At 72.1% G+C, this 18,811-nt stretch carries 18 protein-coding genes; 13 read left to right on the forward strand and 5 right to left on the reverse strand.

Annotated features, from left to right (window positions below; all coding sequences use genetic code 11):
• Window positions 1-29 precede the first annotated feature (29 nt).
• The 4 genes from ptsP to ACPPVT_RS05280 form a co-directional block, all read right to left on the reverse strand.
• Window positions 30-2,549, reverse strand: coding sequence for a phosphoenolpyruvate--protein phosphotransferase (gene ptsP / locus ACPPVT_RS05265; RefSeq protein ID WP_426565976.1), 2,520 nt, complete (start codon window positions 2,547-2,549; stop codon window positions 30-32).
• Between the two features lie 67 nt (window positions 2,550-2,616).
• Entirely contained in the window at window positions 2,617-3,246 is a 630-nt protein-coding gene (gene dhaL / locus ACPPVT_RS05270; protein WP_426565977.1) for a dihydroxyacetone kinase subunit DhaL, read from the reverse strand.
• Window positions 3,247-3,250: 4 nt separating this feature from the next.
• Window positions 3,251-4,252 carry a dihydroxyacetone kinase subunit DhaK gene (gene dhaK / locus ACPPVT_RS05275; RefSeq protein ID WP_426565978.1) on the reverse strand — a complete coding sequence of 334 codons (1,002 nt, stop codon included), beginning with the start codon at window positions 4,250-4,252 and terminating at the stop codon, window positions 3,251-3,253.
• Between the two features lie 27 nt (window positions 4,253-4,279).
• Window positions 4,280-5,077, reverse strand: a complete 798-nt coding sequence (locus ACPPVT_RS05280; RefSeq protein WP_426565979.1) for an MIP/aquaporin family protein — start codon at window positions 5,075-5,077, stop codon at window positions 4,280-4,282.
• Window positions 5,078-5,206: 129 nt separating this feature from the next.
• Between ACPPVT_RS05280 and ACPPVT_RS05285 the strand changes: the two genes are divergently transcribed.
• From ACPPVT_RS05285 to pucL, 7 genes are all read left to right on the forward strand, one after another.
• Entirely contained in the window at window positions 5,207-5,968 is a 762-nt protein-coding gene (locus ACPPVT_RS05285; protein ID WP_426565980.1) for an IclR family transcriptional regulator, read from the forward strand.
• A 110-nt stretch (window positions 5,969-6,078) separates the two neighbouring features.
• A complete protein-coding gene (locus tag ACPPVT_RS05290) occupies window positions 6,079-6,414 on the forward strand; it encodes a YciI family protein (protein ID WP_426565981.1) in 336 nt (111 codons plus the stop codon).
• A 22-nt stretch (window positions 6,415-6,436) separates the two neighbouring features.
• Window positions 6,437-6,769 carry an ArsR/SmtB family transcription factor gene (locus ACPPVT_RS05295; RefSeq protein WP_426565982.1) on the forward strand — a complete coding sequence of 111 codons (333 nt, stop codon included), beginning with the start codon at window positions 6,437-6,439 and terminating at the stop codon, window positions 6,767-6,769.
• Window positions 6,769-7,752, forward strand: coding sequence for a TIGR03086 family metal-binding protein (locus ACPPVT_RS05300; RefSeq protein WP_426565983.1), 984 nt, complete (start codon window positions 6,769-6,771; stop codon window positions 7,750-7,752). The genes ACPPVT_RS05295 and ACPPVT_RS05300 overlap by 1 nt, the downstream gene beginning before the upstream one ends.
• Before the next feature lie 201 nt (window positions 7,753-7,953).
• Window positions 7,954-8,430 (forward strand): 2-oxo-4-hydroxy-4-carboxy-5-ureidoimidazoline decarboxylase, encoded by a 477-nt coding sequence (uraD, locus tag ACPPVT_RS05305; RefSeq protein ID WP_426565984.1) that lies wholly within the window; start codon window positions 7,954-7,956, stop codon window positions 8,428-8,430.
• Window positions 8,427-8,753, forward strand: coding sequence for a hydroxyisourate hydrolase (gene uraH / locus ACPPVT_RS05310; protein ID WP_426565985.1), 327 nt, complete (start codon window positions 8,427-8,429; stop codon window positions 8,751-8,753). The genes uraD and uraH overlap by 4 nt, the downstream gene beginning before the upstream one ends.
• A 4-nt stretch (window positions 8,754-8,757) precedes the next feature.
• Complete coding sequence (gene pucL / locus ACPPVT_RS05315; protein ID WP_426565986.1) at window positions 8,758-9,621, forward strand: factor-independent urate hydroxylase; 864 nt, start codon at window positions 8,758-8,760, stop codon at window positions 9,619-9,621.
• Window positions 9,622-9,624: 3 nt separating this feature from the next.
• Here pucL and ACPPVT_RS05320 read toward each other — a convergent pair whose 3' ends face one another.
• Entirely contained in the window at window positions 9,625-11,142 is a 1,518-nt protein-coding gene (locus ACPPVT_RS05320; protein ID WP_426565987.1) for a PucR family transcriptional regulator, read from the reverse strand.
• A 169-nt stretch (window positions 11,143-11,311) separates the two neighbouring features.
• Between ACPPVT_RS05320 and ACPPVT_RS05325 the strand changes: the two genes are divergently transcribed.
• Genes ACPPVT_RS05325 through alc form a run of 6 tightly spaced genes read left to right on the forward strand, consistent with a single transcriptional unit; the run spans window position 11,312 to window position 18,805 of the window.
• Window positions 11,312-12,181, forward strand: coding sequence for an FAD binding domain-containing protein (locus tag ACPPVT_RS05325; protein ID WP_426565988.1), 870 nt, complete (start codon window positions 11,312-11,314; stop codon window positions 12,179-12,181).
• A 4-nt stretch (window positions 12,182-12,185) separates the two neighbouring features.
• Entirely contained in the window at window positions 12,186-12,686 is a 501-nt protein-coding gene (locus tag ACPPVT_RS05330) for a (2Fe-2S)-binding protein (RefSeq protein ID WP_426565989.1), read from the forward strand.
• Entirely contained in the window at window positions 12,683-14,041 is a 1,359-nt protein-coding gene (locus ACPPVT_RS05335; RefSeq protein WP_426565990.1) for an 8-oxoguanine deaminase, read from the forward strand. Before ACPPVT_RS05330 ends, ACPPVT_RS05335 begins: the two co-directional genes overlap by 4 nt.
• Before the next feature lies 1 nt (window position 14,042).
• Entirely contained in the window at window positions 14,043-16,373 is a 2,331-nt protein-coding gene (pucD, locus tag ACPPVT_RS05340; RefSeq protein ID WP_426565991.1) for a xanthine dehydrogenase subunit D, read from the forward strand.
• A 21-nt stretch (window positions 16,374-16,394) separates the two neighbouring features.
• Window positions 16,395-17,741, forward strand: a complete 1,347-nt coding sequence (gene allB, locus ACPPVT_RS05345) for an allantoinase AllB (RefSeq protein ID WP_426565992.1) — start codon at window positions 16,395-16,397, stop codon at window positions 17,739-17,741.
• Complete coding sequence (alc, locus tag ACPPVT_RS05350) at window positions 17,741-18,805, forward strand: allantoicase (protein ID WP_426565993.1); 1,065 nt, start codon at window positions 17,741-17,743, stop codon at window positions 18,803-18,805. Before allB ends, alc begins: the two co-directional genes overlap by 1 nt.
• Window positions 18,806-18,811: the final 6 nt, after the last annotated feature.

Here is an 18,811-nt window from a genome sequence, read left to right on the forward strand (position 1 = left end):
GGTAGGGCGCGCTGGAGCTGGGGCGGCTCTCAGCCAGTGGGCTCCGAGATGGCGCTCAGCACGAGCTTGCGCACGTCATCGGCGCCAGCAAGCGTCAGTGCCTTCTGCGCCAAGGCGATGCATTGCTCGACGTCCAGCTCCCGGACCGCGGCCTTGACCCGCGGGACCGCGTAGGGCGAGACGCTGAGCTCGCGAACCCCGAGCCCGACGAGGACGGGGATCGCCAGCTCGTCCGAGGCGGCCTCGCCGCACACGGCGACGTCCACGCGCCTCCGGGCCGCCCGGCAGACGTGGTCGATCAGCTGCAGGACAGCAGGATCGAGGGCGTCGGACAGGGCTGCCACGGCGCCGTTGCCCCGCTCGGCGGCGAGCGTGTACTGGGTCAGGTCGTTGGTGCCGATGCTGACGAAGTCCAGGTATGGCAGGAACGTCTCGATCTTGAGCGCCGCGGCCGGGACCTCGACCATCATCCCGACCCGCAGGTCGTCCGGGGGGCCGGTCGGACCGGCCGCGTCGAGCAGCACCTGGCGCGCCTCGTGCAGCTCACCCAGGGTCGAGACCATCGGGAACATCACATTGGTGGGGGAGCCCTGCGCCGTCCGGCAGATCGCCACCAGCTGATCGCGCAGCAGGTCTCGGTGGTCGAGGCTGAGCCGGATGCCCCGCCGTCCCAGGAAGGGGTTCTCCTCGAAGGGCACCGGCAGGTACGACATTGGCTTGTCGCCGCCCACGTCGAGGGTGCGCAGCGTGACTCGTCGCCCGGACAACGCCTCGGCGATGGCCTGGTACTCCGCCTGCTGCTCGTCGATGTCAGGAGCGGCCCCTCGACCAAGGAACAGGAACTCGGTGCGCACCAGCCCGGCGCCGTCCGCCCCGGCCGAGAGCGAGGCCCGGGCGTCGGCCACCGACCCCACGTTGGCCAGCACCGCGAACGCGGTCCCGTCCCGGGACAGCGCCGGCTGCTCGGCGAGAGCGAGCTCCCGCGATCGGCGCTCCGCGAGTTCCTGCGCCCGACGGCGGAACCGATCGAGCTGCGCTGGCGAGGGATCGACGTGCACCTCACCGGAGCTGCCGTCCAGGACGATCGTGGTGCCCTCTGGGACGGAGAGGACGTCGCGTCCGGCGGACACGACGAGCGGGATGTCGCGCGCCCGGGCGAGGATCGCGGCGTGGGAGGTGGGACTTCCCTGCGCGAGCACGACCCCGGTCACCAGCTCGGCGTCGAGCCCGGCTGCCTCGGCCGGAGTCAGGTCCCGCGCGACCAGCACCCCTTCGGCCATCGACTGCCGGGCGGGCTCGCCGGTCAGCGCGCGCAGCACCTGGTCGCTGACGGCGCGGACGTCCTCGGCGCGCTCGCGCAGGTAAGGGTCGGGCAGCTGCGCCCACTGGCGCTCGACCTCGGACAGGCAGGCGGCCCAGGCGGGGACCGCTCCGACGCCGGTGCCGATGCGCGCCTTGACGTCGGCGAGCATCTCACCGTCGCCGAGCAGGGAAAGGTGCGCGTCGAAGATGCTCGCCTCCTCGGCACCGACCTCCCGGCTGGTCAGGACGCGCACGTGCTCGATCTCCCGTCGCACCGCGGCGATCGACTCGACGATCCGCCGCCACTCCGCCGCTGGCTCCGCCACCGCAGGCTGGGTGACGTCGACCGGCACGCTGGTCAACCGGCGGACCGGCCCGATCGCGATCCCGGGCGCCGCGGCCAGCGGCCCACCCGATGCGCTCGGCACCGGTGCCGGCTTGGACGTCGTCCCCACGGGTTCGTCGAACCTGCGCTGAGCCAGGGTCAGCAGGTGCTCGACCGCTTCGTGGGCCTGCGGCCCGACCGCTCGGACCTCGACCTGGTGTCCCTGCAGGGCGGCGAGAGTTGCGACCCGGCTCAGGCTGCTGGCGGGCACTGGTCCGGCTCCCGTGCTCAGGTTGCGCAGCTCGACCGACGCGTCGAGCCCGCGCACCTCACTGACCAGCCGGGCCGCCGGCCGCGCGTGCAGTCCGTGCGGGTTGTCGACCGAGAAGACCCCCACGACCTCGGCGTCCGGCTGAGCCGCCGACGCGGCGTCGGGCGGGGCACCCTGTGCGGCGTCCTCAACCGACGACGACAGGTGGGCGGCCTTGCCCAGCAGGGCCCCGCGCGCCTCGCCGGCGACCTCGGCACGGCTGGCTCCGCCGGCGGCAGCCACGGCCGCTACGATCAGCCCCTCGACGATCGGTGCCGGGGAGAGCGTCACCCGGTCTCGCGCGGACGGGTCGGCGAGCAGGTCGAGCGCGAGATCGGCGCTGAGGACGGCGCTGCCGAGGTCCATCAGCACGACCACCCCCGCCGGGCCGTCGGCTCGCTCGATGGCCTCCTTGATGCCGACGGCGTCCGTCCCGAACGTGGCGTCGTCCAGGCCGGCGGCCATCTCGATCCTGACCGGTCGCCCGTGCAGCATCTCTGCCGCCAGCGCCACCGCAGCCCGGGCGAGCGCGCGACTGTGGGACACGACCACCAGGCCGACCTCGTGGCGCGGCTCGGGCGCGTCGGTGGCAGCTGCTCTGGGCTGTGTCATGTCCGCTTCCCTCCCTCGCGCCGGATTCGACATCGGCTCGTCACTCGTTGCCGCACTGAGCGGCCGCTCAGAACGCAGACTCGGCAGCGGCCTCGATCAGCAGCGCAACGGTCGTCGCGCCCGGGTCCTGGTGCCCGACGCTGCGCTCACCGAGGTAGCTGGCCCGGCCCTTGCGGGCCAGCATCGGCGTCGTCGCGTCTCGTCCCGCTGCCGCGGCCTCCTGGGCCGCCTTGAGGCCGGCGGAGAGCGGGGACTGTGCCGCCAGTGCGTTGTCCAGGGCGTCGACCGCCGGCGCGAGCGCGTCGTACATGGTCTTGTCACCCGGCTCGGCCTTGCCACGAGCCACCACGCCGCCGAGCCCTGCCCGCAGCGCGGTCGCGACGTCGAGCGGTGTCGGGTCTTGGGAGTCGCCCAGCGACGTGCCCATGCGCAGGAAGAAGGTTCCGAACAGCGGGCCACTGGCGCCACCCACGGTGGAGACCAGCGTCATCCCCACCTTCGAGAACATGGCACCAGCCGACGCCGACGGCGCCTCGTCCAACGCGGCCACGGCGGCCTGCATGCCTCGGTCCATGTTCGACCCGTGATCGGCATCGCCGATCGCCGCGTCGAGCTCGGTCAGGTAGTCGCGGTTCGCGGCCACCAGCGTGGCGAACCTGCGAACCCACTCCTCGAAGACCGCCGTGGTCGCGTTCATCGCGTCAGATTCCCCATCTCAGAGCTGGAGTACTCACCGGAGCGTCCCAGAGCGAGAGCAGCTCGTCGTCGACCTTGAGCAGGGTGACCGACGTGCCGGCCATGTCCAGCGAGGTGATGTACGAACCGACCAGGGAACGGGCGATCTGTACGCCGTGCCCGCTCAGGATCCTGTTCACCTCGTTGTACATCAGGTACAGCTCGATCAGCGGGGTGCCGCCGAGGCCGTTGACGAAGGCGATGACCGGGTCGTCGGAGGTGAAGGGCAGGTCCGCGAGGATCGGCTCGACCAGCATCTCCGCGATGTCCTTGGCGGGGGCCAGGGGCAGCCGTTGACGACCCGGCTCGCCGTGGATGCCGACGCCGAGCTCCATCTCGGCCTCGCCGAGGTCGAAGGTCGGGTGGCCCACCGCCGGGACCGTGCACGAGGTGAGGGCCAGGCCCATGCTGCGACCGTTGGCGTTCACGGTCTGCGCGATCTTGGCCACCGCGTCCAGGTCGCGGCCCTGCTCGGCCGCGGCGCCGGCGATCTTCTCGAGCAGCACGGTGACGCCGACACCGCGACGTCCGGCGGTCCAGGTGCTGTCCTGGACGGCGACGTCGTCGTCGGTGACCACGGAGACGACCCGCGCGCCGGTCTCCGCGGCCGCGAGCTCGGCCGCCATCTCGAAGTTCATCACGTCGCCGGTGTAGTTCTTCACGACGTGCAGAACACCTGCCCCGCCGTCCACCAGCTTGGTGGCCGCCAGCATCTGGTCCGGCACCGGGGAGGTGAAGACCTCGCCGGCACATGCGGCGTCGAGCATGCCCAGTCCGACGAAGCCGCCGTGCAGGGGCTCGTGCCCGGAGCCGCCGCCGGAGATGATTCCGACCTTGCCCTGCTTCGGGGCGCCGGCCCGGTAGATGATCTTGTTCTGGTGGTCGACCTGAAGGTCCGGGTGGGCGGCCTCGATGCCGAGCAGCGCCTCGACCACGACGTCGTTCGGGTCGTTGATCAGCTTCTTCATGATGTCCCTTTCCGAGTCCGTCCGAGGTCAGGCGTTGCTGTTGGTGGCCTGGCGGGCTCCGGCCGGCTCAGGCTCGGGGTCTGCGAGGTCGACGCCGGGGCCTGCGCCGGCGCGGTCGGCGGGGGTGCGGGTGAGTACTCCGTACAGCAGCGCCGCCACGACGCCGGCGAGGAGCTCGGCCGCAAGGTAGACGGGCAGCTGCTGCCACTTCACCTCGCCACCGGCGATCTGCTGCACGAGCATGGGACCCACCGTACGAGCCGGGTTGATCGAGGCGCCGGTGGCCGGCGCCACCGGGATGATCGCCGCGAACACGACCAGGCCGATCGCCACGCCGGCGAAGCCGGCTGCGGCCTTGCGGTGGATGACGCCGAAGATCGTGAACACCAGGATGAAGGTGCCGACGAACTCGGCCGTGAACGCCTGCGTCCAGCTGATGTCGCCGTAGGACGCGACGCCGAGCCCGACGTCGCTGGCCTTCTGCCCGAGCACGCCGATGATGGCGGTCGCGCCGATGATGGCCCCCACCACCTGGGCACCGATGTAGGCCGGAACCTGCGACCACGGGAACTTGCCGGCAGCGGCCAGTCCCAGCGTGACCGCAGGGTTGATGTGGTTGCCGCCGATGTGCCCGAGGGCGTAGACCGTCGCCACCACGATGGTGCCGAAGGCCAGGGAGATCATTCCGAGGTCCGCCATCGTGAACGGCGCATCGCCGTTGACGATCAGGGTGGCGGGCACAGCCCCGACTCCGATGAACACCAAGAAGGCCGTCCCGATGACCTCGGCACCCAGCCGCTGGAACAGCGTGGTCTCGTCAAGCATGCCGTGCCCCTTCCACCCGCGGTTCGAATAGCATTCGATATAGTCGAATGTGACGCGGACGCTACGCCCGTGATTCACTAGTGCGCAAGAGTTTTCGTGAAATTGCTCACACGACAGGAGGGGTAGCGCGTGATCCAGTCCGTCGACCGGGCCATCCGGGTGCTCACCGCACTCCAGGGGGCCCGTCGGATGAGCCTGTCCGAGCTGGCGACGCGGCTGGAGCTCGCCCCGTCGACCACCCATGGCATCGTCCGGACGCTGGTCGAGCACGGGATGGTCGTCCAGGAGCGCGGGTCCAGCCGCTACCAGCTCGGGCCGGCCGTCCTGCGCCTGGGGAACGTCTACCTGGACACCCTCGAGCTGCGCTCCAAGACCATCCCCTGGGCCGAGGACCTCGCTCGACGAACCGGCTTCGCAGTGCGCACCGGCGTGCTGCTCATCGACGACGTCGTGATCATCCACCACGAGCCCCGCCCGGACGGCAGCCGCCAGATGCCCGAGGTCGGCATCGTCATCCCGGTCCACGCCAGCGCGCTCGGCAAGGCGATGCTCGCGTTCCTGCCGGAGGACGAGAAGCGGATCCTGACGTCTGGTGGACTGCGCAGCATGACCGGCGAGACGCTCACGGCGGCCGACGCGCTCGGTGAGCAGCTGGAGACCGTGCGATCCACCGGCATCGCGGTCGAGGAGGACGAGGCCATCATCGGTGAGAGCGCCTTGGCCAGCCCGGTGTTCGACTCGACCGGCGAGGCCGTGGGCGCCATCGGCGTCGTCATCCCCTCCGGTGGCGAGCTCGGCACCCACCAGGCCCGTGACCTCGTCCGTGAGACCGCTCGCGCCCTCTCCCGTGAGCTCGGTGCTCAGACTTGGCCGCCACGACGGGTTGGCTAGGCCGAGGGCAGCGTCGATCAGCCTGTGCGCAGCTCGAGCGGTCCGGAGGTCTTGTGGAATGCGTTAGCGACGGCTAACGTGTTGTCGATCCCGAAGACCAGGAGGCTCCCATGGCCAAGTACCTGTTCGTCTACTACGCACCGATGACGGCCAATGACGCCCCGCCACCGGACCCCGCGCAGATGGGCGCCGTGATGGGGGAGTGGAACGCGTGGGCCGCCGAGGTCGGCAGCGCGATGGTCGACTTCGGGGCTCCGGTCAACCGGGGGGTCCGAGTTACCAAGAATGGGACGTCGCCGAGCACCCGTCAGGTCTCCGGCTACTCCATCCTCGAGGCCGGCGATCTCGATGCCGCCCTCGCCCTGACGCGCAACCACCCGCACCTGAACCTGTCCGGCGGTTACGAGGTCGAAGTGCATGAGGCGCAGCCCCTGCCGGGCATGTGACCAGCCCGGAGGAGGCACGCCTGTGACGGATGCGCTGTCGGCCGCGGCCGAGCCGACGCGACGACGCATCCTGCAGCTGCTGGCGGCGCACCCGCGCACCGTCAGCAGCATCGCGGCCGAGTTCCCGGTGACCAGGTCGGCGATCTCGCAGCACCTGCTGCTGCTCGCCTCGGTCGACCTGGTGCAGGCCGACAAGGTCGGCCGCGAACGGATCTACCGAGTCGACCCCACCGGCCTGCGTCGGTTGCAGGCCGAGATCGACCTGTTCTGGACCACCGAGCTCGACCTGCTCGTCGCCGATGCGCGCACCCTGCACTCCAGACCCAACCAGCAACAGAATGAGGCGGACCGCTGATGTTCTCCAAGACCGTGACCCTGCCAGTCGGGCTCGACGACGCCTTCGCCCTGGTGACCGAGCCCGCGCGACTGCGTCGCTGGCAGGCGGTGTCGGCCACCGTCGACCTGCGGGTCGGCGGCGACTACCACTGGACGATCACCCCGGGCCACGTCGCCTCCGGCACCTACCGCGTCCTGGAGCCCGGCCGTCGCGTGGTCTTCGGTTGGGGCTGGGAGGGCTCGAACGACCTGCCGCCCGACACCTCCACCGTGGCGATCACGTTGCAGGCGGTGGACGGCGGGACCGAGGTCACCCTGGTCCACGAGGGGCTGGACGACCAGCAGGAGCAGCAGCACGCCGAGGGCTGGAACCACTACCTGTCCCGGCTTGAGCGCGCTGCCGTTGCCGGGGACGCCGGGCCGGACGAGTGGACGGCGGTGCCGGACCCGCTCGACGAGCTGACGGCGGCGCAGGCAGTGCTGGCCGTGCTGCAGTCGGTGCTCGTCCGGCTGACTGCCGAGGACCAGCCCAAGCAGACCCCGTGCACCGACTTCACCTGCCACGACCTGGCTCTGCACCTGTTCGCCTCGCTGGAGTCGCTCGGTGCGATGGCCGGGGTACAGGTCGTGAACCCTGGCACCGGAACGCTGGAGAACAAGGTCGCCGTGATGGGTGCCCAGATGATCGCCGGGTGGCGGACTCGTGGCCTGGAGGGGACGGTCCCTGGCCCTGGCGGCGGGCAGATGCCAGCGACCTACGCTGCCAGCATCATCCCGGTCGAGCTGTTGCTGCACACCTGGGACATGTCCCGAGGCAGTGGCAAGCCCATGCAGGTCAGCGACGAGCTCGTCGGCTACGTGCACGGGCTCGCCGAGCAGATCGTCCCCGGTGGGCGCGGCCGGTCCTTCGGTGACGAGGTCCCGGCGCCCGCGGACGCCAGCCCGCTGGAGCGGCTCGCCGCTTTCGCGGGGCGACAGCCGCGCACGCCGGTCGCCGCCTGACTCGCGGGTCACGCGCGGCCGTCGCGGCCATTGTGGGCCATCGCGACCGCGGCAGTGCCTCGCCGCCCTGTGCGATCCCACAACCCGTCACGCCTCCGGCGGCACCCCTTTGGCGGATCTGCACTCGCCCAGGGCGCTCGCAGGCGCCAGGCTGGCTCCGTGCCGCCCGATCAGCCGACAGCCCTGGCACGCTTCAATGCCATGAGTGCTGTCACGGCCGAGCACGACCTGCTCGCGTGCTGCTCGTCGCCGGCCTGGGTACGGGCGATGGCCGCTGGCCGCCCCTTCGCGTCCGTGGCCGAGGCGCAGCGGGTCGCCGCCGAGGCGATCGACGCCCTGGACCAGACGGAGCTCAGCGATGCGCTCGCCGGGCATCCGCGGATCGGCGAGCGGGCGCGGGCCGGGCAGGCCGCCGAGCGTTCCCGACGCGAGCAGGCCGGCATGGATGAAGCGGCAGCGGCGACCCGGGCTTCGATGGCCGAGCTCAACCTGGCCTACGAGGGCCGCTTCGGGTACGTGTACCTGGTGTGCGCCAGCGGGTTGAGCGCCGAGGAGCTGCTCGCCCAGCTCCGCACCCGGCTGACCAACGACCCGGCCACCGAACGCGCGGTGATGCGCCAGGAGCTCGCCAAGATCACCCGGCTGAGGTTGGCCACGATGCTCGCGGAGGACGGATGACCAGCATCAGCACGCATGTGCTCGACACCGCACTCGGTCGCCCGGCGCGGGGGGTGCCGGTGCGACTCGAGACGCAGGACGGAACCGTTCTCGCAGAGGCGGTCACGGACGACGACGGCCGGGTCGGCCAGCTCGGCGGTGACGACCTGGCCCCGGGCCGCGTGCGGCTGGTCTTCGACACGGCCGCCTACCTCGCGACGACTGGTGAGCCGGCGTTCTTCCCGGAGGTCGTGGTGACCATTGACGTCTTCGACGGGGACGGACGGCTGCACGTACCGCTGCTGCTCTCGCCGTTCGCCTACTCCACCTACCGAGGGAGCTGACCCGATGGCGATCGTCCTGGGGCAGAACCAGTACGGCAAGGCCGAGAGCCGGGTCGTGCACATCTCGCGGAACGGCCCGCGCCACGAGATCCGCGACCTCAATGTCAGCACCTCGTTGCGCGGCGACTTCGCGGCCGCGCACCTGGACGGCGACCAGCGCAATGTGCTGCCCACGGACAGCCAGAAGAACGCCGCCTTCGCGTTCGCCAGGCAGTACGGCGTCGACCAGATCGAGGACTACGCGCTGCTGCTCGCCGGGCACTTCGTGGACGACGTCGAGCCGGTCCGGTCCGCCCGGGTCACCGTGCAGGAGCTCGGGTGGCAGCGGGCGTCCTTCGATGGCGTCGAGCACAACCACACGTGGGTACGCAGCGGGCCCGAGGTGCGCTTCGCCGAAGCCACGGTCGAGGGCAGCGGCGGCGAGCAGCGGCTCGACCTGGTCAGCGGGCTCGACGACCTGGTGCTGCTGAAGTCCACCGGTTCGGAGTTCGCCGGCTTCCTGCACGACGAGTACACGACTCTCGCCGAGACGCACGACCGGGTGCTGGCCACCTCGTTGGTCGCTCGTTGGCGGCACACGTTGACCTCTGCCGACTGGGCGACCTCGTACGCCGACGTGCGCCGGATCCTGGTCGAGCAGTTCGCCTCGGTGCACTCCCTCGCCCTGCAGCAGACCTTGTGGCACATGGGCCGCGCGGTCCTGCAGGCCCATCCGCTGCTCGCCGAGATCCGGCTCAGCGCGCCAAACAAGCACCACTTCCTGGTCGATCTCGCGCCGTTCGGTCTGGACAACCCCGGCGAGGTCTACCTGGCCGCGGACCGCCCCTACGGGCTGATCGAGGCCACCGTCACCCGCGACGACGCCTGAGCCTCACAGCGACCGCAGGGCAAGGAAGAGGTCGACCCGGTCCTCCAGCCGGGTCAGGTCCCGGCCGGTCAGCTCCTCGACGCGCGTGATCCGATAGCGCACGGTGTTGACGTGCAGGTGCAGCTGGGCGGCCGTCCGGTTCCACGCGCCCGAGCAGTCCAGGAACGCCTGCAGCGTCCGGCGCAGGTCGGCGTCGTGCGCGCCGTCGTAGTCCAGCACCGGTCCCAGCACGCGCCTGGCGAACGCCCGCCGGACGTCGTCCGGGACGCTCGCCAGCAGCAGTACCGACGACGTCACCTCGTCCCCGGCGACCACGTCCACCGGGTCGTGTCGTCCCAACGCGACCCGGTAGGCGTGCCCGGCCTCGTCCAGCGCGCCGCCGACGGAGTCGGCGCCGGTCGGTCCCCCGATGCCCACGGCCAACCGGGTGCCGACGACGCCAGGACGTAGCCGCCCCAACGCCTTGCGGACGTGCCCGACCGACGCGACCCCGTCAACCCGGGCAGGCAGCAGCACCGCGGCGACGTGCTCTCCCGAGTCCAGCACCTCAACCCGGGCGGGGAGTGAGGACCTGCAGCCGGCGGCGACGTCGTCCAGGACAGCTCGTGCGGTCTCCACCAGGTCGTCCCGGTCGGCGAAGCCGGCCACCAGCACGTGCAGCGGTTCACCAGGGCCCCCGAAGTCGCTGCGCCGCAACGCGTCCGGCCCGCCGAGCGACCTGGCCGTGTGCAGTCCCTCCTCACGCCGGCCGCGGTCCAGCGCCGCGATGGCGGCGAGCTCGTTGACGACGTCCGCGACGTCCACGTCCCAGTCGGTCCAGACCCCTTGCGCCGCAACCATCCAGGACGTCGTGCGGTGTCCCAGGCCCGGGCCGACCGCGAAGAGGCTGTACGGCGGCTCACCTGCGGGCGTCACCGCGGGCAGCCGGTCGGCCGCGAGGAAGGCGTGGGTCAGCCGGTCCAGCTCGTCGTCGCCCAGCGGCTGCGGCCAGGCCGTCACCTCGCGTCCGGTCGGGGTCAGGATCCGGCAGATCAGCCCCGTGTCCGAGTGCACCCGGGTGGTCAGCTCGTCGAGTCCCCGTCCCTCGGCCATCAGCGACAGCAGCTGACGCTGTCGGCCGAGCATCATGGCCAGCCGGTCACCACGCGCACCGGCCACCGCGGCCACTACGCGTTCGGTGATGTCGCCGAACGAGACGTGCGTCGGCACCTCGAGCAGTGCCAGCCCGTGCCGTCGGCATGCGGCAACCACGTCCGCCGGCACCGAACCGAACAGCGCGTCGCCAGCCGCCAGTGCCGCGGCGCCGGCCGCTGCGATGGCCGAGACGAACCGCTCGCTGTCCGCCGCCTGATGGCGCCAGACCAGCCCGGTCATCACCAGCTCGCCGCCGGACAGGTACTGGCTCGGGTCGAGCAGGTCCGTGGTGTAGACCCAGCGCAGCGGCCGGGACAGCGCGGCGTCGTCCCCGTGCAGCAGCCTCAGCTCGAGCTCGGGGTTGGCGAGCAGGTCACCCAGTAGCACCGGTCTCCTCCCGTCGTCCGCTTGGAGAAACCTACAACGCAGCCTTGCCGGACGGCGCCCAGTTCGTTCCCCCGGACGACGGCGCGGCGCGCCAGCAGGTTGTGTACTACGGGGACGCCGAGGACGACGGATGCCAGCCGGGTGTCACACCCGGCCGGGTGGAGGCCGCGTGGAGTTCCTGCAGCCGAGCAGCTGGGCCGACGCGCTGGCCGCGAAGGCCGAGCATCCCGACGCCGTGCCGATCTGCGGCGGGACCGACGTCATGGTCGAGATCAACTTCGACCGACGCCGTCCCCCCGCGCTGCTCGATCTCACCCGGGTGCCCGACCTGGCCACCTGGACGACCGAGGACGGCCGGGTCCGGCTGGGTGCAGGGGTGACCTACGCCCGGGTGATCGACGAGCTCGGCGACGTGCTACCAGGACTGGCGATGGCCTCGCGGACCGTCGGGTCGCCGCAGATCCGCAACCGCGGCACCGTCGGCGGCAACCTCGGCGCGGCCTCGCCGGCCGGGGACAGCCACCCCGCGCTGCTGGCCGCCGACTGCGAGGTCGAGGTGGCGTCCGCGTCCGGCACGAGGCGCATCCCGATCGCGGACTTCTACACCGGCGTCAAGCGCAACGCCCTGGCCGCCGACGAGCTGATCGCCGCGGTCTGGGTCACCCCGCCGAGCGGCCCGCAGCAGTTCAGCAAGATCGGCACCCGCAACGCGATGGTCATCTCGGTGGCCGCCTTCGGCCTGGCCCTGCACCCGGACCGTGAGCAGGTCGGCACCGGGATCGGTTCTGCCGCACCGACTCCGCGCCGGGCGCCGGACGCCGAGCAGTTCGCCGCCCACGCCCTGGCCGAGGCCGGCCTATGGCACAGCCGCGGACCGCTGCCAGCGAGCCTGGCCGCCGAGTTCGGCACCCGGGTGCGGGCCGCCGCGTCGCCGATCGACGACGTCCGCGGCAGCGCCGCCTACCGGCTGCACTCGCTGTCCGTGATGGCCCGGCGCGCCCTGACCTGGGCGTGGGACGACTACCGGAAGGCGGCCTGAGCCGATGCGGATCACCACGACCGTCAACGGTGAGCGCCGCGAGGTCGACGACGTGTGGGAGGGCGAGAGCCTGCTCTACGTGCTGCGCGAACGGCTGGGCCTGCCCGGCTCGAAGAACGCCTGCGAGCAGGGCGAGTGCGGCTCGTGCACGGTGTACCTGGACGGCCTGCCGGTGTGCGCCTGCCTGGTCGCCGCAGGGCAGGCCGAGAGCCGTGAGCTGGTCACCGTGGAGGGCCTGGCCGGGCCGGACGAGCTGCACCCGGTGCAGCAGGCCTTCGTCGAGGCAGGTGCCGTGCAGTGCGGCTTCTGCACCCCCGGGCTGCTGGTCGCCGCGCACGACCTGATCGCCCGCAACCCCCGGCCGAGCGACCCCGAGATCCGGGAGGCGCTCGCCGGGAACCTGTGCCGCTGCACCGGCTACGAGAAGATCCTGGACGCCGTCCGGCTCGCCGCTGAGCGGCAGTCCGGCGACGCGCCCGCGGCCGCCACGGCAGGTCAGCCATGAGGCGGGTCGTCGAGGGCGCCGCCGTCGTCACCGTCGACTCCCGGCGCACCGAGTACCCGGTCGGACACGTGGTGCTGGACGGAAACCGGATCGTCGCGGTCGGTCCCGGCCGCGCGCCCGACGAGCTGCGCGAGGGGGCCGAGGTGCTCGACGCCGCCGGCTGCCTGGTCACCCCGGGCCTGGTCAACACCCACCACCACCTCTACCAGTGGGTCACCCGAGGACTCGCGGTGGACGCGACGCTCTTCGAGTGGCTGACCACGCTTTACCCGGTGTGGGCGGGCATCGACGAGGACGCCGTGCACGTGGCCGCCAGCGGGGCGCTGGCCTGGTTGGCCCGCACCGGCTGCACCACCACCACCGACCACCACTACGTCTTCCCGAGCGAGGGTGGCGACGTCTTCGGAGCCGAGATCGCTGCGGCACAACAGGTCGGGCTGCGTTTCCACCCGTGTCGCGGCTCGATGGACCTGGGCCGCAGCCAGGGTGGCCTGCCGCCGGACGACGTGGTCGAGCGGCTGGACGACGTCCTCACCGGCACGGACGAGGCCATCACCCGCTGGCACGACCCGGCACCGGGCTCGATGGTCCGCGTCGCGGTCGCCCCCTGCTCGCCGTTCTCGGTGACCGGTGAGCTGATGCGCGCGGCCGCCGAGCTCGCCCGCGCCCGCGGTGTCCGGCTGCACACTCACCTGGCGGAGACGCTGGACGAGGTGGACTTCTGCCGCGAACGCTTCGGCGGAACGCCGCTGGAGTACGTCGAGCAGCTCGGCTGGACCGGGGACGATGTGTGGTTCGCCCACGCGGTGCACCTGGACGACAAGGCGGTGCGGCGGCTGGGGGAGACCCGGACCGGGGTGGCGCACTGCCCCTCGTCCAACGCCCGCCTCGGTGCCGGCACCGCGCGAGCCCGGGACCTGCGCGACGCCGGGGCACCGGTCGGCCTGGGCGTCGACGGGGCCGCCAGCAACGAGGCCGCCAGCCTGGTCGAGGAGGTGCGGCACGCCTTGCTCTTCGCCCGGGCCGCTGGCGGCCCGCAGGCGCTCACCGTGCGGGGCGCCCTGGAGATGGCAACCATCGGCGGCGCCCAGGTGCTGGGCCGGGCCGACGAGATCGGCAGCCTCGAACCGGGCAAGCTGGCCGACCTGGTGGTCTGGCGGCTGGACACGCTGGCGCACCACGACATCGCCGACCCGGTCGCGGCCCTGGTGCTGGGGTCCGCGCCACCCGTCGAGCTGGTCCTGGTGGACGGCGAGGTGGTCGTCCGGCAGGGCCGGGTCACCACGGTCGACGAGCACTCGCTGGCCGTGCGTGCGGCGGATGTGCACCGGTCGCTGGTGCGAAAGGCGGGCTGAGATGACCAGCACCCCGACCAGTACCCCGACCAGACCAGGAGGTGCTGCGCCCGCAGGCGTGAGCGAGGGGACGGGCCGGATCGGCGAGAGCCCGAGCCGGCCCGACGGCACGCTGAAGGTCACTGGCGAGTTCGCCTACGCCAGCGACCTGTGGATGGACGACATGATCTGGGGCGTCACGCTGCGCAGCCCGCATCCGCACGCCCGGATCCGCTCGGTGTCGATCGGGGCCGCGCTCGCGGTGCCCGGGGTGTACGCGGTGCTCACCTCGGATGACGTGCCGGGCCACAACGCGTTCGGGCTGGAGTTCGACGACCAGCCGGTGCTGGCCCGCGACGTCGTCCGGTACCAGGGCGAGCCGGTCGCGATCGTGGCCGCAGACCACCCGGAGGTGGCCCGCCAGGCGGCCAAGCAGATCGTGGTCGACTACGAGGTGCTGCCAGCCGTGACCGACGGCCGCGACGCCATGCAACCGCTGGCGCCGAAGGTGCACGAGCGGGGCAACCTGTTGCGGCACCTGAAGATCCGCAAGGGAGAGGGCCGGTTCGAGGCGCCGGTCGTCGTCCGGCTCGACTTCGAGGTGGGCATGCAGGACCAGGCGTTCCTCGGGCCGGAGTCCGGCCTCGCGGTGCCTGCCGAGGACGGTGGTGTCGACCTGTTCGTCGCGACGCAGTGGCTGCACGTGGACCAACGCCAGATCTGCCTGGCCCTCGCCCTCCCGCCGGAGAAGGTGCGGCTGACGCTGTCCGGGGTCGGCGGCGCGTTCGGGGGACGCGAGGACCTGTCCATCCACGTGCACGCCTGCCTGCTGGCCCTGCACACCGGCAAGCCGGTGAAGATGGTCTACAACCGTGAGGAGTCGTTCTTCGGTCACGTGCACCGCCACCCCGCGGACATGCGGTACGAGTTCGGCGCGGACCAGGACGGACGGCTGCGCTACGCCAAGGCGGACATCGTGTTCGACGGCGGTGCCTACGCGTCGTCGACCACTGCCGTGGTCGGCAACGGCGGCACGATGGGCCTGGGGCCGTACAACATCCCGGACGTGCAGGTGGACTGCTACGGCGTCTACACGAACAACCCGCCGTGCGGGGCGATGCGTGGCTTCGGCTGTGTGCAGACCGCGTTCGCCCACGAGGCGCTGATGGACGAGCTGGCCGACCGGCTCGGCCTGGACCGGGTCGCGATCCGCCAGCTCAACGGGATGCGCGAGGGCGACCAGAACATCACCGGACAGGTGATCGACTCCGCCGCGCCGGTGGCCGAGCTGCTGCAGGTGGTGCGGGACCTGCCGATGCCGGCCGAGCGCAGCCCGGACGACGAGCTCGACCTGCGCTCGATGCCTGGTGGAGTGTCCAACACCACGCACGGCGAGGGGGTCCGCCGAGGCGTCGGCTACGCGGTCACCTACAAGAACGTCGGCTTCTCCGAAGGCTTCGACGACTACTCCACGGCCCGCGTGCGAATCCAGGTCACCGCCGGCGAGCCGATCGTGACGGTGCACACTGCCGCCGCCGAGGTCGGCCAGGGACTGGTCACCATCCAGCAGCAGATCGCTCGGACGGAGCTCGGCGTGGACCGGGTGGTGGTGCAGACCTCGGACACCCAGGTCGGTTCGGCCGGGTCGACGTCCGCCTCACGGCAGACCTACGTGACCGGGGGAGCGGTCAAGGCGGCCTGCGAGGCCGTCCGGCACCGGGTGCTCGAGCTGGCCGAGCGCCTGACCGGCCAGCCCGCGCAAGGGCTTTCGCTGGTCGGCGGCAAGGTGGTCGCGGCCTCCGGTGAGGTGCTCGTCCCGCTGGTGGACCTGCTGGGTGAGCAGGCCGTCGAGGACACTGTCGAGTGGCGGCATCGACCCACGTCCACGCTCGACCCTGAGACCGGACAGGGCGACGCGCACGTCCAGTTCGCCTTCTCCGCGCACCGGGCCGTGGTGGACGTCGACGTCGAGCTCGGGCTGGTCAAGGTGGTCGCCCTGGACACCGCCCAGGACGTCGGCCGGGCGCTGAACCCGCAGGCGGTGATCGGCCAGATCCAGGGCGGCAGCGCGCAGGGCATGGGACTCGCGCTGATGGAGGAGGTGCTGGTCCAGGACGGCCAGGTCCGCAACCCGTCGTTCACCGACTACCTGATCCCGACGATCCTGGACATGCCACCGATGCAGATCCGGGTGCTGGAGTACGCCGACCCGCACGCGCCGTACGGGGTGCGCGGGGTCGGTGAGCCGCCCACCATCTCCTCGGGTCCGGCCGTCGCGGCGGCGATCCGGGCGGCGACCGGACGGCCGCTGCGCCGGGTGCCGGTGCGTCCCGAGCACATCACCGGCACGTGACCGGCTCGTGACCGGCAGAGCATGAGCTGGGACGAGCCCGCAGTGGACCTGGTGGTCCGCGCCGGGCGCGCCGTCGTGGACGGGACCCTGCGCGCAGTGACCGTGCTCGTCGACGACGGCCGGATCATCGGGTTGCGCGAGCCCGACGCGATCGTCCCGGCCCGCAGCGAGCTCGTGCTCGCCGACGACGAGGTGCTGCTGCCGGGGCTGGTCGACACTCATGTGCACGTCAACGAGCCGGGACGCACCAACTGGGAGGGCTTCGCCAGCGCCACCCGGGCGGCTGCGGCCGGTGGCGTCACCACGCTGGTCGACATGCCGCTGAACAGCATCCCACCGACCGTCGACCTCGACGCGCTGCGGGCCAAGCGCCGCAGCGCGCAGCACCGGTGCGGTATCGACGTCGCGTTCTGGGCCGGAGCTGTACCGTCCAACCTGGGTCGGCTGAAGACGTTGCACGACAACGGGGTCATCGGGTTCAAGTGCTTCCTGGTCGAGTCCGGGGTCGAGGAGTTCCCGGCCCTGGACGACGAGCAGCTGGCGGCCGCGATGGCCGAGGTTGCCGCCTTCGACGGGCTGCTGCTGGTGCACGCCGAGGACGGCGGCACCATCGCGGCGGCGCCGCCCGCCGCGGGTCGTCTCTACCGCGACTTCTTGGCCTCACGCCCCGCCGCGGCCGAGGACGAAGCCATCGCCACCGTGATCGACCTGGCCCGGCGCACCGGTGCCCGGGTGCACGTGGTGCACCTATCCAGTGCGGGCTCGCTCGACCAGCTCGCCGCAGCGCAGCACGCCGGGGTTCGCATCTCCGCCGAGACCTGCCCGCACTACCTGAGCCTGGCCGCGCAGGACGTCCCGGACGGTGCGACGGAGTTCAAGTGCTGCCCGCCGATTCGGGACCGGGCGAACCAGGACGGGCTGTGGGCGGGCCTGCGAGCCGGAACCGTCTCGATGGTGGTCAGCGACCACTCACCCTGCCCGCCGGAGCTCAAGCACCTCGCCGACGGCGACCTGGGCGCGGCCTGGGGCGGCATCTCGTCGGTGCAGCTCGGGCTGCCCGTCGTCTGGACGGCCGCCCGCTCGCGCGGACACTTGCTGCCCGACGTGGTGCGGTGGATGGCCGAGGCCCCGGCGGCGCTCGTCGGACTGCGGCACAAGGGAAGGATCGCCGTCGGCTGCGACGCCGACCTGGTCGTGCTGGCCCCGGACGCCACCTTCGAGGTGCGCCCGGACGAGCTGCTGCACCGCCACCCGCTCACCCCCTACGCTGGGCGCGAGCTCACTGGCGTCGTCCGGCGTACCCTGCTGCGCGGCGCACCGGCCGGCGCCGAACCCCGCGGACGGCTGCTGTCGCGAGAGGACCGTTGATGACCGACCAGCCGGACGGGCGGACGGACCAGCTGGCCGCCGCGCTGCGGCTGCCCGACCTGGCCGTCCGCACCCTCGGCGGCTCGGTCGTGTGGGCCAACGACGAGCACTTCGCCGAGCGCGAGAACCTGATCCGGCCCGGGCCGGCGTCGTTCGACCCGACGGCGTTCGGGCACAAGGGAAAGGTGTACGACGGCTGGGAGACCCGCCGGCGCCGCGAGCCCGGCCACGACGAGGCGCTCGTGCGCCTCGGGGTGGCCGGCATCGTGCGCGCCGTCGTGGTGGACACCAGCTGGTTCACCGGCAACTTTCCGCCGCGGGTCTCGGTGGAGGGCGCCTGCGTGGACGGTTACCCGTCGGTGCCCGAGCTGCGCGAGGCCAGCTGGACGACGTTGGTGTCGCCGTCGGCCGTGCGGGGTGACGCGCAGAACGTGTTCGCCGTGCCGCACGAGGGTCGGCTCACCCACGTGCGGTTGCGCATGTTCCCCGACGGCGGCGTCGCGCGGCTGCGGGTGCACGGCCAGGTGGTGCCCGACCCGCAGCTGCTGGACGGCGAGCTCGACCTGGCCGCTCTGGAGCACGGCGGCGCCGTGGTGGGCTGCTCGGACCTGTTCTACGGCGCGCCGACCAACCTGATCAGCCCAGGCCTGCCGCGCAGCATGGCCGACGGCTGGGAGACGGCTCGGCGCCGCGACGACGGCAACGACTGGGTGACGGTGCGGCTGGCCGCCGCCGGGACGGTGCGGCTGGCCGAGCTGGACACCAGCTACTACGTGGGTAACGCCCCGGGCTGGGCGGGGCTGCGCGGCAGCGACTGCGCGGACCGCGAGCCCGGCGCGGACGACTGGTTCGAGCTGTTGGCGCGCACCAGGTTGCAGCCGGACACCCGGCACCGGCTGCGCGTGCCGGCGTCCGAGCAGGTCACCCACGTACGGCTGGACGTCTACCCGGACGGCGGGATGGCACGGCTTCGGCTGTGGGGGTCGCTCACGGCGGCCGGTCGCGAGAGGATCGAACGGCATTGGCGCGACAGCGCGCCGAACCCCAGAGGGGACGACGGGTGAGCCAGC

This window comes from Angustibacter sp. McL0619, from assembly GCF_049994355.1.
In the GTDB taxonomy this organism is placed as follows: domain Bacteria; phylum Actinomycetota; class Actinomycetes; order Actinomycetales; family Angustibacteraceae; genus Angustibacter.